Here is a 14,088-nt window from a genome sequence, read left to right on the forward strand (position 1 = left end):
CCTGCCGAGCGGGGGCCGTCCGCGAATGGGCCAGCCGCTCGATCGCCACCTGCTCCGCATCCGCCAACGCACGCAGTCGCAACTGTCGCATGGCCTCTCTCCAGCAAAGCACCGCTCACTGTACCATGACTTGCCGGATGAACCACTTAGCGGGGCAGGAAAGGTCGTCGTGAGACCGCCAAGCGGGCCGCATGCTCCTTACACTCTTTCGAAAGCTCCTTGCCTTCTCGTGTCCCGCCCCCCATGTGCTGTTGGCGAACGTTATTCTCCCTCGATCCGCTGTCTCCCTCACCGGCTTCAGTTTCTCGTTGTGACACTGACATAGCCGGGCTGCCGCATGCTGCGGGCAGCACCTCCAGAGGAGACCTCACGATGGCCACTGGCACCGTGAAATGGTTCAACACCACCAAAGGCTTCGGCTTCATTGCCCCTGAGGGCGGCCGCAAGGACGTGTTCGTCCACATCTCCGCCGTGGAGCGGGCGGGCCTCACCGGCCTGCGGGACGAGCAGAAGGTCACCTTTGACGTCATCTCCGGCCGTGACGGCCGGGAGTCGGCTGAGAACCTGCAGCTGGCGTAAGCCGGTTCAGGCTGCGCTCAAAAGGCGGCCAGGTTCCACGAGGCAAACACAACGCAAGGGGGTGGTTCATCCGCCCCCTTGTTCATTTTGGGCGGCTGGAGACGGCTGGGATGAGCCTCGCTCCAGGCAAGACGGATTGTCTGTGCGTCAGATCGGCGGATGGGGTCGCTGCCTTAGATCCCTTGCCCTGACAAGCCTGTCGGGCCCCCTGACCGCCCCCTAACTTCTTGGCAGAAAGCAGAGGCGAGTAATGCCCTATACAGTGACCTGGACCGGACCAACTGGTCCTGTGCGCAAGAAGGCCCAGACAGCCGCGGACGCCCTTCGCTGGTGGACCACCTACCATCGGGAAGCGGCCAACATGGTCATCAAGGATGACGCCGGCCAGCGATTGACGCCGGACGATCTGACGAAGCTAGCGGGTCAGTCCTGAGGCCCAAGGATCTTCAGGGGAGAGCGTCCGCCCGACGCCACCGGCGTGGCCGCCCCCGAGACGAGGACCGCCACCGGGACCATCAACGACGAGCTGCCCCATTTCAGACCGGACACGGGCCGCATGCGTCCAACGCAGCGACCGTGAGCGGCCAACACACCCGGGACGCCTATGTCTCTTGCTCCAAGCAGACGCCCTTGCGAGGGTGCTCTAGAGGAGAACCTACAATGACGAAGTCGCGATCAGATGCCTCGGATGCCGGCTGGCTTGAGAGGTTCATGTCAGGTACGAAGCCTGTCGAGACCGCGGCTCCCGCGTTTCGTCCGCAGTCCTCCCCGTCTGAACGGAAGGCTGACGAACGAACTCGTGCCGTCCGCGAGATGACCGATGCTGCGACCGAGAAGCGCTTGGCCTTGACCGCTCGGCTCAAGGCAGCGCGCCTCGGGAAAGAAGCCGAGGATCGCGCCCAGGCGGCGCTGGAACCGCCAACGAAGAGACGCAAACCCAGCGCAAAGAGTTGAGGCCCTCCTTCGCTGTCCGAGGCGTCGCGGGTTTGCCGGATATGGCTGATGTCTCAACTCAGCCAAGCCGCCGAGCACGGTGGGCATGAGCCATGGGTCGTGGTGGTGTGGGCCCAAGCGCCCGCGAGCGAAGGGCGGACCCTTCCACCACGGTGCTCAGGACGTTCAGCAGATCCCGCGTGGAGCGGGCGAGCCGATCTAGGCGCGTAACCAGGAGCACGTCCCCGGGCTCGAGCCGGTCGAGGAGGCTGCGGAGTTGCAGGTCCGACGAAGGTAGACGCCTGTGGCTCTGTTTTCTGCGATTCACCCAGTCCGCCTCTTGTAACCCGTCCGGCCGTTAGCCATCTCTTTGCTAAGGGCACCTCAAGTCCCGCCGGAGTGATCTGGCCCGCCGAGGCAAGGATCACCGATGATCACTCAGGACTCCGTCTGCCGGCAAACCTATTTCGATGAAGCCATGGTGCTTCACGACACCCTTCACACGTGGGTGCCTCGTCTGCTATCTGACAACGAGACGAGCCACGCAGAAGCGGCCGAGTTCCGCTTCTGGACCAGCCAGATCAATAACGAATTCCGCATCCTGCACGAGCGGATGCGATGGGCCCTGAGCGTGGGGCAGACGGTCGAGCGGTCCGATCTCGAGTGCCTGCGCGACATCGCCAGGCGAGTGACCAACCTGAGCCGGCTCACCGAGCCTAGCCAGAATGGCGCGACCTAATGCAAGGCGAGCAGCTGCGGCTCCTAACCCAATGCAGCGTAGCAGCGGAGAGACGTCCATGCTCCAAGGATTGAGCCCGCCTACCTTCTCGGTGGGCGACGGCGGCCGCTCCACAGGCTCATTGCACCAACTCCAGGCTGGTGCGGGGCCATTTAGCCTGCGCAGATCATGACGCCCTTACCCCAGCGGGGTCGAATGGACCGCCAGGCCTTGGCGGATGCGCTCCAGCACTGGCTGGGCGACCTGCCCTCATGGGAGCCACGGAGCTTTGAGGCCTGGGAGCCTTTCCTAAGCCGTTACCAAGACGCCGAAGCCTTCTTGGCAAGTAGGCTCCGACGCCTCCCCGCTTGCCAGCTGAATGTCACCTCGAACGGACGCTGGATGCATCTCTCGCTCGCCGGGGTCACGGTCAGGTCACGGGCCGGTCTCGTCGGCACCTGCCGGGTCTGGATCGCCAAGGCCAGAGTCGAGACGGCGCCATGACGCAGGCCGACCTGAAGATCATAACCCGCTCGGCGCAAGGCCGGTCTCCCACATTCAGCATGGAGAGCCAGATGGACCTGAGCAAACCTTCCGGCCCACACCTCGACGCCCGCACCTGGCCTGGTGTGCTTGCTGGCTACCATCGGCCAAGCACTGCGCGCAGCATCCTGGAGATTGCTGTCACGGTGATCCCCTTCGTCGCTCTTTGGGTGCTGATCGCCGTCGCCGTCGTGAATGGTCACTGGTGGGCCCTCGTGCTGACGGTGCCCGCGGCCGGGTTCCTTGTGCGGCTCTTCATGCTCCAGCACGACTGCGGCCATGGAGCGCTGTTTCCTCGACGCCGCGCCAACGATTGGGCTGGTCGCGTTCTGGGCGTCCTGACGTTCACTCCCTATGATTACTGGCGACGCACCCACGCCGTTCACCACGCGAGCGCAGGTAACCTGGACAAGCGCGGCGTCAGTGACGTCCATACGCTGACGGTGCATGAGTACATGGCGCTGTCCCGCTGGGGGCGAGCACGCTACTGGCTCTATCGCCATCCCGTCGTGATGTTCGGGGTCGGGCCTGCTTGGTTGTTCCTTTGCCAACATCGCCTTCCCATCGGGCTCATGCGCGCAGGCGCCTTGCCCTGGGTGTCGGTTCTGGCCACCAACCTTGCCATTGCTCTCCTCACAGCCGGTCTAATCTGGTGGCTAGGCCTTTTCACCTTGCTCGTAATCCAGCTCCCCATCACCCTGATGGCTGCTACCGCCGGGATCTGGCTCTTCTTCGTCCAGCACCAGTTCGAGGACACCCACTGGTCCGAGGGTCGAGATTGGAGCTTTCCGCATGCGGCGCTCCATGGCAGCACGCACCTGGACCTGCCGCCGGTGCTGCGCTGGTTCACGGCCAACATCGGTGTTCACCACGTGCATCATCTATCGAGCCGAGTCCCGTTCTACCGGCTACCGGATGTGCTCCGTGATCATCCCGAGCTTCGCGAGGTGGGTCGCATCACCCTGCTTCAGAGCCTCCAGAGCGTGAAGCTCACGCTTTGGGACGAGCATTCTCAACGGCTGATCTCGTTCCGGGAGGCGCGATCGGTAGGCTGAACTGGGGGCAGTGACCTCACTGGATGCCGCATCGAGGCAAGCCCCCAAGGCACCAAGCACGTCCCAACCGCTCCGCTGGGCCTGGAGCCGGAGCACCAAACAAGGAGTGCGCGCGTGTACAATCTGAAGATCTCGGCGGCTGGTAGGTTGCTTCGCACGGGAGCGCCCGTTTCCGCGTCGTCCAAGCGCTGAAGGACTGGTTCAAGGAAGAAACGACGGGCTATGACGTGACCTGCCACAGCGAAGACGGCGCCTCCGTGACCCGAGGGCAGCTTCGCGAGGCGGCCCGACAGGGCTAAACGTCGCCAGGCCGGGATCCGACTCGCCAGCACTCTCTTCTTGTGACGCCGTTGCCCGGCCCACAGCCGTCGAACTGAATGAGCCTTACGCAGGATCACCCGGGGTTGGTGAGTTCGGAAGGGATCTCGCGACGTAGACCACTCAGCAGCCTAAACGATCTGCTCGTAGCCGACCAGCATGTCAGGATAGTACTTGGACAGCGCATCTCGGACAACAGATTTCCTGACAGCCATTTCGGACAGAAAAAGGGTTCAAACTGGGCATCCGAACCGGCGTCTCCCGCACTGTCCAACATACGAACGTTTGATGGACATTAAACAACGACGTCTTGCCCCGGATGGGGGAATGGCAAGCTATGCCCCATCTGTCCTTTGACCTTGTGCGGTCGAGTGTAGCCTCTTGCCCAAAATTGACCGAGCAGGGGCATTCTGCTCAGAGGCTACCGTTCCAGGCTCGATAAGGACCTCTCAAAGCTAACCCGAACTATTCCATTTCTCAGGCCGGCTTGTTTGACAGTCCTCTGATTGCTTTATGGCTCTTGCTCATTAAGCGCACGCCCATTCACCTTCGCTCTCGATGACGTTGAATTCTGGGGCGTTTCGAGATGAGCACTCGCAATCGCCTGGATCAGGGCGTTTGACGTGTTCCAAAGGTGCTGTTCGATCAGCGTCTGAGCCTTCGCCGCGTCGCGACTTTGGCAGGCTTCGAGCAGCGCCCAATGCTCTTTCTGTGGTTGCTCTCGGCCGCGCAACGAAAGGTACATACGGACATACCGGTCCACATTGCTGCGGAACACGTCGATCGTCTCCGCGAGCCTCGACCAGCCTGCGGCCTCGTTGATGAGACTGTGAAACTCGTCGTTGAGCTTCATCCAGACGTCCGCATCGACCGGTGTGACCTTGAGCGCCTCATCCATCTTTCCGAGCGTCCGCTTCATGCGGTCTAGCTGCCTGTCGGTGAGATGCTCGACCGCGCGTGCGATGGCCACCTTTTCCAGCGCGATCCGGATCCCAAACATTTCCTCGATGGCCGAGACGTCGAGCTGTGCGACCTCAACCCCCTTATAAGGGTACACGACCACCAGCCCCTCAGCCTCGAGCTGCTTGACAGCCTCCCTCACCGGCATCCGGCTGACGCCGAGCTCGGCAGCAATCTCGTCTTGGTTCAGCCGAGTGCCGACCGTGAGACGTCCGTCCAGGATGGCGCTCCGAATGATCCTGAGAACTGTCTCCTTGCGGCTGACCTGCGCACCGACCAGGCGCCGCTCATCGTCCGTCAGTCTCATCCGGCTCTCTCTTCGATGGTTGACATCATTGATCTAATATATCAGATCTCTCACTGCAATCCCAACCACCTGGGATGAGCATGCTCCGGCCAAGTAGTTGATCAGGCAACCGCTCCTGCTTTCGGACATACGCCCGCTTTGGGCAGGCAAGGGCCAACAACAGGGAGAACTGACCATGAAATATGCACTTCGGCGCTCGTGCGGCTTTGTCAGCTTTGCTGCCGCCTTGGCCCTCGCGGGAGGCGCCTTCGCTCAGGACCAGTCCGAGGAGCTGGAAGACTTCACCTTCATGTTCCCTGTGGAGAGCGTGACTCAGTACCACCCGTTCTTCATCGCCAAGGAGCTCGGGTACTTCGAGGAGGAGGGCCTCAACGTCGAGTTCCAGGATGCTGGCGGCTCCAGCGCCGCGATCCAGCAGGTGATCGCTGGAAACGCTGACGCCGCACTCCCGTCGCCCGGGGCCTTTCTCAACGCCGTCGCGCAAGGCTATGACCTTAAGTGGGTCTACTCATACCAGTACGGCAACATCTTCACCCTCGCTGCGCCGGCTGACTCCGGTATCGCTTCGATCGAGGATTTGAGGGGCAAGAGTGTGGGCGTCTCGGACCTGTCCGGCGGAGAAGTCCCGCTCGTCCGTGCGGTGCTGCGCGAGGCCGGCCTCGAGGTCGGAAGTGACGTGCAGCTGGTCCCGGTCGGTGAAGGCTCCGCGCTGACGATCCAAGCGTTTGAGACCGGCCAGATCGACGCTTACTCCTCCAACCGCTTCGACATCGCCACCATCGAGGCCCAAGGGATCGACATGAACGCGATCTTGCCTGAGGCCGCGCAAGGCTTCCCGTCCAACGGCATCGTGACCACGGGTGAGAGGTTGAGCGAGAACCCCGAGCAGATCGAAGGGTTCGTGCGGGCGGTCGCGAAGGCGGTCGCGTGGTCTGCGGCCAACGACGAGGCGGCGTACGAGCTGTCGGCCCAGATCTCACCGGAAGAGTTCGAGAATGAGGCGGTGGCCAAGGCTTCCTGGGAGACTGCGCGAGAACTCAAGACGCCTCCTCAGGAACTGGCGGATGCTCCGCTCGGGTCGCACTTCGTGGAGGGCTTCCAAGCCTATCATGACTTCTTGCGGCAGGGCAGCGAGGAGGAAGGTGCTCTACCTAAGGACGTCGATCTGAGCGCGGTCCTGGACTCGTCCCTGATCGAAGCCGCCAACGAGTTCGACAAGGCGGCGGTCGTCCAGGACGCCCGCTGACCTCAGACCGGAGACAGCTACCCGGAGCGGAGGATTTCGCGCGGTGGAGGATACAATGGTAAATCAAGGCCCAATTGCGGAATTTGCGATGAGTCAGCCAGTTTCGTCCGCTCCGGTCGTTCAGACGCAGTCGCTTGCCAAGACTTTCCACGTCGACGGCAAATCGGTGGTCGCCCTCGAGAGTGTCGATCTGACGATTAATCCCGGCGAATTCATCTCGTTCGTCGGGCCGAGCGGCTGCGGCAAGTCGACGTTGCTCAACATGATCGCCGGTCTGCTTCCGAAGACCAGCGGGCAGGTCCTCATTCACGGTCAGCCGGTCGCCGAGCCCTCGAAGCGGGTCGGATTCATGTTCCAGGCTCCCGTTCTGCTGCCCTGGCGCACCGTCGAGAATAACGTACTCATGCCGGCCGAGGTCTTCGGCCTGAAGGTGAATGACATTCGGGACAAGGCTCGCGCGGTGCTCAAGACCGTGGGCCTCGGGGACTTCATCAACGCCTATCCCAGGCAGCTCTCGGGCGGCATGCAGCAGCGTGTGGCGCTCGCCCGCGTTCTGACCTACGAGCCTGAAGTTCTCCTCATGGACGAGCCCTTCGGGGCTCTGGATGAGTTCACTCGAGAAGCGATGAACCTTGAGCTCCTGCGCATCACTCGCGCCGCGAACATCACGGTTCTGTTCGTCACGCACAACATCACCGAAGCGGTGTTCATGTCGGACAGGGTTGTCGTCATGACACCGCGGCCTGGCAAGGTGTCGGGGATCATCGACGTTCCTCTACCGCGACCGAGGGAGATCGAACTGATGCACCAGCCCATGTTCACTGACCTGACCTTCCAGGTTCGCAGCATTCTTGGGGGTACCCATGGCGGTCACTGATACGATTGACGCCGCTTCGGTCGTGCCCCGCACCGAGGCTCAGATCCAGCGTCGATATCGGCTGATCTCGGTCGCGATCACCGTCGTTATCCTCGGGCTATGGGAGATCGTGCCGGCGCTCGGTCTGGTCAACCCGATCATCCTGCCGCAGTTCTCAAAGGTGGTTTGGGCGCTGGGTACCCTCGTTATCCAAGACTTCTTTCTTCAGCATTTCACGGTCACCCTGACCGAGATCCTGCTGGGGTTTGTGCTCGGGACTGCGATCGGCCTGGCGCTCGGCATAGCGCTGGCGGTCTGGCCTGCGGTCAAGCAGGTCACCTATCCCTTCGTGGTGGGGTTCCAAGCCATCCCGAAGATCGTCTTTGCGCCGTTGTTCATCGCCTGGTTCGGCTTCGACCAGACATCAAAGGTGGTCATGGCGATCGTCATCGCGTTCTTCCCTGTCCTCATCAACACGATGGTGGGGCTTGAGTCGGTTCCGCAGGACGCCAAGAAGCTCATGCGGTCCCTTCGGGCGACTCCCCTTCAGACGTTCTGGAAGGTCTCCTTGCCGCATGCGCTGCCGATCATCTTCGCGGGGGTGAAGGCCGCGCTCACCTTTGCGGTGATTGGGGCCATCGTCGGTGAATTCGTCGGGGCGTCCGAAGGCCTTGGATATCTGCTGGATCTCTACAACAACCAGTTGCAAATCGACCGGGTGTTCGCGGTGATCGTTGTTTTGGCGGCAATCGGCGCACTTGGTTATTTCCTCCTCGAGTGGCTCGACCGGAAGCTCATCTTCTGGCGCGAAGACGAGAACCGTTAAACCCGAAAGAGCGATGACCTCCTCCAAGTGCATCGCCTTCAAGACAATCACTGCCTGAACGCGCAGTTGAAGAGAGACGCCTTTCCATGACCGATCTGAGCAATGCAGCCGACGTGATCCGCAACCGACTGAGCTATGAGCCAATTACCGAGCGCCCGAACCTGCGTCTGCCGGGCGATGCACGGGTGGCCGTCTGGACGATCGTCAACGTCGAGAACTGGAGCCCCGATGGTCCGATGCCGCGGAGTGTCCTACCGCCTCCGATGGGCCAACCGCTCCTCCCTGATGTCCCGAACTGGGCCTGGCACGAGTACGGCATGAGGGTGGGCTTCTGGCGCTTTCTGGATGCGCTCGGGAGCCGGGGCCTGCGAGCAACGTTCGCGGTGAACGGATCGGCTTGCCGGGTCTACGAGAAGGCCTGTGCGGCTGCTCGGGACGCAGGCTGGGAGTTCATGGGGCACGGCTTCGTTCAGCGACCGATGCATAGGGTCGAGGATCAGGCGGCGGCCATCCAGGATACGATCTCGACGATCCGGGACTTTACTGGGCGAGCGCCGCGTGGATGGGAGAGCCCGGGTCTAACCGAGACACTGGAGACACTGGATCTGCTCTCCGAGGCAGGTCTCGAGTATGTATGCGATTGGTGCCTGGACGACCAACCGGTGCGTATGAAGACGAGGAACGGATCCATCGTCTCCGTCCCTTATACGGTCGAGATCAATGATGTCGTCATGAGCGCCATTCAGCAGCAACGGTCCGATGAGATCCTGCTGAGGGGCCGGGACCAGTTCGACCGGCTTTACCAGGATGGCGCCACCACGCCGAGGATCATGGCGATCTCCATTCACCCCTACCTCACGGGGGTACCCCACCGGATCAAGTATCTCGAAGCCCTCTATGACTACATCCTGGGACATGAGGGCGTCGTGATGTGGACGGGAGAGGAGATCTTGGACTGGTACCAGTCTCAGACAGCCGCCAGGTAGCTGCTAGCTTTCCACGGTCCGCGCAAGGACACATTCCCCGTCAACCGTCACAACCTACGGGCCCATCAGCCATGCGGATCGATCTCCACAGCCATGTTATTCCCAGGCGCATCATCGATGCGATCGCCGGCGATCCGCGTACGTTCGCCGCGCGGATCGAGGGCGAGGGAAACCTCCAGCGTATGGTTCATGACCAAGGCTACGCCTATCCCCTGTTCGACGAGTTCTCCAATCCGGATACCAAGCTGGAGGCCATGGATCGCAAGGGCATCGATGTGTCGGTGATCTCTCCGGCGCCCCCGATGTTCTATTACTGGGCGGATGCCGATTTGGCCTTGAAGGTTGCCCAGACGGTGAATGATGGGGTGGCCGACATGGTCGCCGCCAACCCGGGCCGCCTCCGGGGCATGGCTACCGTGCCGATGCAGCATCCCGATGCCGCCGTCGCGGAGCTGGAGCGTGTCGTGCGGGAGTATGGCTTCCGAGCGATCGAGATCGGGACCTCGATCGAGGGTGCGCAGCTCGCCGAGGAACGCTTCCGTCCAGTCCTGCGCCGTGCCGCCGAGCTCGGAGTCTTCGTCTTCGCGCATCCCTACTATGTGGGATTGAAGGCAGGGCTCGAGTGCTACTATCTCACGAACCTCATCGGCAATCCGCTCGACACGGCCGTGGCGGTGGCGAATCTGATGTTCAGCGGGGTCCTCGAGGAACTGCCCGAGCTCAACATCCTGCTCGCCCATGGCGGTGGGTTTGCCCCCTATCAGATCGGCCGCCTCATGCACGGGCACAAGGTGCGCTCTGAGACGCACGCGCGCACCAAATCTAACCCGCGGGACCTCCTCCGGCGCTTCTACTTCGATAGCCTCGTGTTCGAGCCTCAGGCCCTGCGATACCTCATCGATCTGGTTGGGGCGGACCGGATTGCGATCGGAACGGATGCCCCCTTCGACATGGCGGACAATCAGCCCCTGGAAACTCTCCAGGCGGTCCCGCGTCTGAGCCACACCGAGAGCCACGAGATTTGCTGCGGCACTGCCTTGCGCTTGCTTGGCGAGGGTCGGTGAGAGTGGAGGTAGACAGGGGAGTGTCAAAGCCAACGATCAGCGTGCTTGCCCTTGGCGGCACCATCGCCATGACCGATGCGGGGCAGCAGGGGGTCGTCCCCACACTGACGGGTGAGATGCTGGTTGCGGCCGTGCCGGCCTTGCGCGACGTGGCCGATGTCGACGCACAGTCCTTCCGCCAGGTGCCCGGAGCACATCTTGGCTTTGCTGATCTTGAAGCGTTGGCTCTGGCGATCGAGGATGCGGTCGCCGGTGGCACTCGAGGCGTGGTCGTCACCCAAGGGACCGACACCATCGAAGAAACGGCGTTCGCGCTCGACCGGCTCCTCGAGGTAGATGCCCCGGTGGTGGTCACTGGAGCGATGCGCAACCCCGACCCTTCCCGGAGCGGACGGACCAGCAAACCTGCTCGCAGCGGTGCAGGTCGCCGCAAGCGAGGGCGCGCAAGGCCTTGGCTGCCTGGTCGTGATGAATGACGAGATCCACGCCGCCCGTTTTGTCCGGAAGGTGCATACATCCAGTCCAGCCGCGTTCGCCTCTCCTCTCAGCGGCCCGATCGGCATGGTCGCGGAAGGTGCTGTGCGCATCTTCGTTCGTCCAGAACGGGGTTCCAGCCGTGGGGCGCGGCGCGGCCAAGAGCGATGCCTCCGTCGCGCTTATCACGCTCGGCATCGGTGATGACGGCGCGCTGATGCAAGCCGCGGTAGAACTTGGCTACAAGGGTTTGGTAGTCCAGGGCATGGGCGGCGGACACATGTCTGTCTCTTGCGCCGACGAAGTGGAACGCGCGGCGCGTAACATGCCGGTGATCTTGGCGTCGCGGACCGGAACTGGCGAAGTCCTTAGAGCTACTTACGGATTCCCCGGTTCGGAAATTGACCTCCAGCGCCGTGGCGCAATCCGTGCAGGATGGCTCGATGGTCTCAAGGCGCGAGTGTTGCTGTCTCTGGCCCTGCGTGGAGGCGCTGAGTTTTCTGATATCGCCCAGTTGTTCGCGCCCTGGGGGGGTGAATAGCCTATCCGTCGAAATTGCCGGCCGCCCGATGAGCGGTTGGCCTTGAGCTTGGCCCCCTTGAGGGCTCAAGGGAAGATCCGAGGGCAGTCTAGCGACGGCAACTGTCTTACATCGGCGCTGTCAGGAAAACGGTCGTTTGGTGAGCATGACTGACAGCTACCATTGCCTGATCTGCAGGCCCTGGACGGTTCGGGTCCTCAGCCTTATGTAGAAACGTGTCTACATGGCCGCCGGAGCCCATCGTGCCCTATATCACCATGACCAGCCGCGAGTTCAACCAGGATGCGGCCCGCGCCAAGCGCGCCGCTACCGAAGGTCCCGTGTTCATCACCGACCGTGGCCGACCCGCGCATGTGCTCCTCTCCATTGACGAGTACCGACGCCTGACGGGAGCAGGGACCCGGATCGCTGACCTCCTCCACGCCCCCGAGGCGGCCGATATTCCGTTCGAGCCGCCGCGCCCGCGGGACCTCGTCCAAGGCTTCGACTTCTCCTGACCAGGCCGCACCTGCCGCCAAAGCTTCGTTGTTCCATGTACCTTCTCGACACCAACGTTGTGTCCGAACTGCGCAAGGTGCGCTCCGGACGGGCTGATACCAACGTCGCCACCTGGGCGGACCAAATGGACGCAAGCGGCATGTTCCTGTCCGTCATCAGTCTCCAGGAGCTTGAGATCGGCGTCCTTCTCAAGGAGCGGAGCGACCCCGCCCAGGGCGCGGTTCTGCGACGCTGGCTCGAGGATCAGGTCATCCCAGCCTTTGCAGCGCGGATGCTGCCGGTGGACACGGCTGTGGCGCTCCGCAGTGCCGCCCTCCACGTGCCGGACCCACGTCCAGTGCGCGATGGCTTGATCGCCGCCACGGCGCTCGTGCATGGGCTGCGGGTGGTCACGCGCAACATCGCGGATTTCCAGCCGATGGGAGTTGATGTGCTCGACCCCTGGCAGTCTAGCTGAGCTGTCACGGCGGGTCTCTCCTCGCCCGCCATGTTCAGGGACGAGGAGAGCCTCCGATCCTCAGAGACCTCAGGCGTTAATGCTGTCCTTGAGCGCCTTGGCTACGGTGATCTTGACCACCTTGTCGGCAGGCTTCTGGATCTGCTCCCCCGTGGCCGGGTTCCGAGCCATGCGCTTGGGCCGCTCGCGGCAGTAGATCTTGCCCACCCCGGGCAGGGTCACGGCGCCGCCTCCCGCCACCGTCTCGGTGATGATGCCGGTCAACGCCTCCAGCGCGGCGCCCGCGGATTTCTTGTCCCTGCCCGTACGCTCGGCCAGCGCCGCCACGAGCTGCGCCTTGGTCATCTGGTTGGCCATGTATCCCTCCTGGTTCGTGCGGCCTCTGGGGCCGTTAGAGCTCCATGCTGCATCGCCGTTCGCCAAGCCCGTCCAGAGAAAACCCCTGCTTCCTCAGGGAAGCTGCGGAACAATGCGTCGGAAATGAAACACTGGTAGTGGGCCTAAAGGCACGTCACGCCTGCCAAGAGCGTCCACCGCGTCGGGGGTCCACCACCCTCACGGCGGTGCCAATCCGCATTGCAGCCGAGCGCTCCAGAGCCGCCGTGGCGCTCTCGGCTCTGCTTCTTTTGGTGCAGCGCTGTTGGCGCTTACCCTCGCGCTGCGGAGCAGGGCAGCCAAGCTTGGCACCCCGGCTGGCGGCGCTGGGGCCTGGAGCGATGTGCACGTCCTGGCATTCCCTTTTTATCGGCTTGGATCTCACTGGAGATGTTCCTACCGTTTGTAAGGCAATTCCTGATCTCCATTCCAGGATTTCGCTCATCACCGGATTAGGAATTTGCGGGCGCGGCAGTTATGGTTGAAATGTACCTCGCTGGAACTACCCCTGGTTGAGGAGACGAAGTTCCGAAGCATGGGAACAGCGCCAGCGGTTCCAATAAGGTCTACAGGAGGACAACCATGGATCTCGAGATGAAGTCGCGCGAGGAGCTTATGAAGCTGCGCGCCGACCTCGAAAAGGCGATCTCCGCGGCGGGAGAGCGCGACAGGCGAAACGCGCTCGAGGCAGCTGAGGACGCAGTCCGCGAGCACGGCTTTACCTTGGCCGAGATTGCGGAACTGGCCGCACGGGGCGCCCGGGCCACGAGGCGTCCCAGAGCCGATAGTGCGGTGCGTTATCGCAATCGCGACAATCCTGAGCAGACCTGGTCGGGCCGAGGCCGTCGTCCGCGCTGGATCCATGAGGCCGAGGCGGCAGGACGCTCCCTCAAGGAGCTCCAAGTCAGCTAACCCTTGAGGTCCGTCCTGATCACCGATCAACGCGCGAGAGTAGCGTCATGAACGGAGCACTCTGTCCGCGCAGAGTCATGGCCTGCCCAGGTCACTGACCGATGTTGTCCAAAGCAATCCTAGTTGGACGCAGGAAGGCACCCGATGCGGCTGGCCTGCTAGGGCACATCCTAACCGGCACTTGGTCGCAGGGTGAACTGGCCCCCATTTTGACCGGACACCTGGGCATGACCATGGAGGCTTAGGGACAGCCCTAAGCACGTGCTTATGTCTGACGTTGAGATCATCACCGACGGTGGCCGTCGCCGTCGCTGGAGTGGCGCCGAGAAGCTGCGGATCGTCGAAGAGACCCTAGACGAGCGATCCAGCATCTCGGTGGTGGCGCGCCGCAATGGCGTGGCTCCGAACCTGCTCTATCGTTGGCGACGCCTGATGCTGGA

General features: G+C 62.6%; 18 protein-coding genes. 15 read left to right on the plus strand and 3 right to left on the minus strand.

The window, feature by feature from the left end; all coding sequences use genetic code 11:
• Positions 1-372 precede the first annotated feature (372 nt).
• The gene (locus RUMESO_RS21435; RefSeq protein ID WP_037283590.1) at positions 373-579 is read left to right on the plus strand and encodes a cold-shock protein; all 207 of its coding nucleotides are present in this window, start codon (positions 373-375) and stop codon (positions 577-579) included.
• Between the two features lie 1,012 nt (positions 580-1,591).
• Here the strand turns inward: RUMESO_RS21435 and RUMESO_RS25945 are convergent.
• The gene (locus tag RUMESO_RS25945; protein ID WP_211262957.1) at positions 1,592-1,840 is read right to left on the minus strand and encodes a recombinase family protein; all 249 of its coding nucleotides are present in this window, start codon (positions 1,838-1,840) and stop codon (positions 1,592-1,594) included.
• A 102-nt stretch (positions 1,841-1,942) separates the two neighbouring features.
• Between RUMESO_RS25945 and RUMESO_RS21440 the strand changes: the two genes are divergently transcribed.
• Together RUMESO_RS21440 and RUMESO_RS21450 are read left to right on the plus strand one after the other, a co-directional pair.
• The gene (locus RUMESO_RS21440; RefSeq protein WP_037283591.1) at positions 1,943-2,251 is read left to right on the plus strand and encodes a hypothetical protein; all 309 of its coding nucleotides are present in this window, start codon (positions 1,943-1,945) and stop codon (positions 2,249-2,251) included.
• 479 nt (positions 2,252-2,730) lie between these two features.
• The gene (locus RUMESO_RS21450; RefSeq protein WP_342670814.1) at positions 2,731-3,828 is read left to right on the plus strand and encodes a fatty acid desaturase; all 1,098 of its coding nucleotides are present in this window, start codon (positions 2,731-2,733) and stop codon (positions 3,826-3,828) included.
• Positions 3,829-4,657: 829 nt separating this feature from the next.
• On the opposite strand, the gene RUMESO_RS21455 is transcribed toward RUMESO_RS21450, so the two are convergent.
• Complete coding sequence (locus tag RUMESO_RS21455; RefSeq protein ID WP_051521585.1) at positions 4,658-5,413, minus strand: GntR family transcriptional regulator; 756 nt, start codon at positions 5,411-5,413, stop codon at positions 4,658-4,660.
• Between the two features lie 175 nt (positions 5,414-5,588).
• Here RUMESO_RS21455 and RUMESO_RS21460 point away from each other — a divergent pair, with 175 nt between their 5' ends.
• The 10 genes from RUMESO_RS21460 (at position 5,589) to RUMESO_RS21495 (ending at position 12,361) form a co-directional block, all read left to right on the plus strand.
• On the plus strand, positions 5,589-6,659 hold the full coding sequence (locus RUMESO_RS21460) for an ABC transporter substrate-binding protein (protein WP_037283593.1): 1,071 nt from the start codon (positions 5,589-5,591) through the stop codon (positions 6,657-6,659).
• A 55-nt stretch (positions 6,660-6,714) separates the two neighbouring features.
• Entirely contained in the window at positions 6,715-7,536 is an 822-nt protein-coding gene (locus RUMESO_RS21465; RefSeq protein ID WP_051521587.1) for an ABC transporter ATP-binding protein, read from the plus strand.
• On the plus strand, positions 7,523-8,341 hold the full coding sequence (locus tag RUMESO_RS21470; RefSeq protein ID WP_037283595.1) for an ABC transporter permease: 819 nt from the start codon (positions 7,523-7,525) through the stop codon (positions 8,339-8,341). The genes RUMESO_RS21465 and RUMESO_RS21470 overlap by 14 nt, the downstream gene beginning before the upstream one ends.
• Before the next feature lie 86 nt (positions 8,342-8,427).
• Entirely contained in the window at positions 8,428-9,327 is a 900-nt protein-coding gene (locus RUMESO_RS21475; protein WP_037283596.1) for a polysaccharide deacetylase family protein, read from the plus strand.
• A gap of 71 nt (positions 9,328-9,398) precedes the next feature.
• Complete coding sequence (locus tag RUMESO_RS21480) at positions 9,399-10,391, plus strand: amidohydrolase family protein (protein ID WP_037283597.1); 993 nt, start codon at positions 9,399-9,401, stop codon at positions 10,389-10,391.
• A 41-nt stretch (positions 10,392-10,432) separates the two neighbouring features.
• On the plus strand, positions 10,433-10,867 hold the full coding sequence (locus tag RUMESO_RS26615; protein ID WP_211262958.1) for an asparaginase domain-containing protein: 435 nt from the start codon (positions 10,433-10,435) through the stop codon (positions 10,865-10,867).
• Positions 10,809-11,069, plus strand: a complete 261-nt coding sequence (locus RUMESO_RS28715; protein WP_211262959.1) for an asparaginase domain-containing protein — start codon at positions 10,809-10,811, stop codon at positions 11,067-11,069. Before RUMESO_RS26615 ends, RUMESO_RS28715 begins: the two co-directional genes overlap by 59 nt.
• Positions 11,008-11,406 (plus strand): L-asparaginase family protein, encoded by a 399-nt coding sequence (locus RUMESO_RS26625; protein ID WP_211262960.1) that lies wholly within the window; start codon positions 11,008-11,010, stop codon positions 11,404-11,406. Before RUMESO_RS28715 ends, RUMESO_RS26625 begins: the two co-directional genes overlap by 62 nt.
• Positions 11,407-11,648: 242 nt before the next feature.
• Positions 11,649-11,903, plus strand: a complete 255-nt coding sequence (locus tag RUMESO_RS21490) for a type II toxin-antitoxin system Phd/YefM family antitoxin (protein WP_156363056.1) — start codon at positions 11,649-11,651, stop codon at positions 11,901-11,903.
• Between the two features lie 35 nt (positions 11,904-11,938).
• A complete protein-coding gene (locus RUMESO_RS21495) occupies positions 11,939-12,361 on the plus strand; it encodes a type II toxin-antitoxin system VapC family toxin (RefSeq protein ID WP_037283599.1) in 423 nt (140 codons plus the stop codon).
• 69 nt (positions 12,362-12,430) lie between these two features.
• Here the strand turns inward: RUMESO_RS21495 and RUMESO_RS21500 are convergent, their stop codons facing one another.
• On the minus strand, positions 12,431-12,718 hold the full coding sequence (locus RUMESO_RS21500; protein WP_037283600.1) for an HU family DNA-binding protein: 288 nt from the start codon (positions 12,716-12,718) through the stop codon (positions 12,431-12,433).
• Positions 12,719-13,318: 600 nt separating this feature from the next.
• Between RUMESO_RS21500 and RUMESO_RS21505 the strand changes: the two genes are divergently transcribed.
• Positions 13,319-13,648 (plus strand): H-NS histone family protein, encoded by a 330-nt coding sequence (locus tag RUMESO_RS21505; RefSeq protein WP_037283601.1) that lies wholly within the window; start codon positions 13,319-13,321, stop codon positions 13,646-13,648.
• Positions 13,649-13,915: 267 nt separating this feature from the next.
• Positions 13,916-14,088 (plus strand): transposase (locus RUMESO_RS21510; RefSeq protein ID WP_037283602.1); only part of this gene is annotated, 173 nt, incomplete at its 3' end.

Source organism: Rubellimicrobium mesophilum DSM 19309 (assembly GCF_000600335.2).
Lineage (GTDB): Bacteria > Pseudomonadota > Alphaproteobacteria > Rhodobacterales > Rhodobacteraceae > Rubellimicrobium > Rubellimicrobium mesophilum.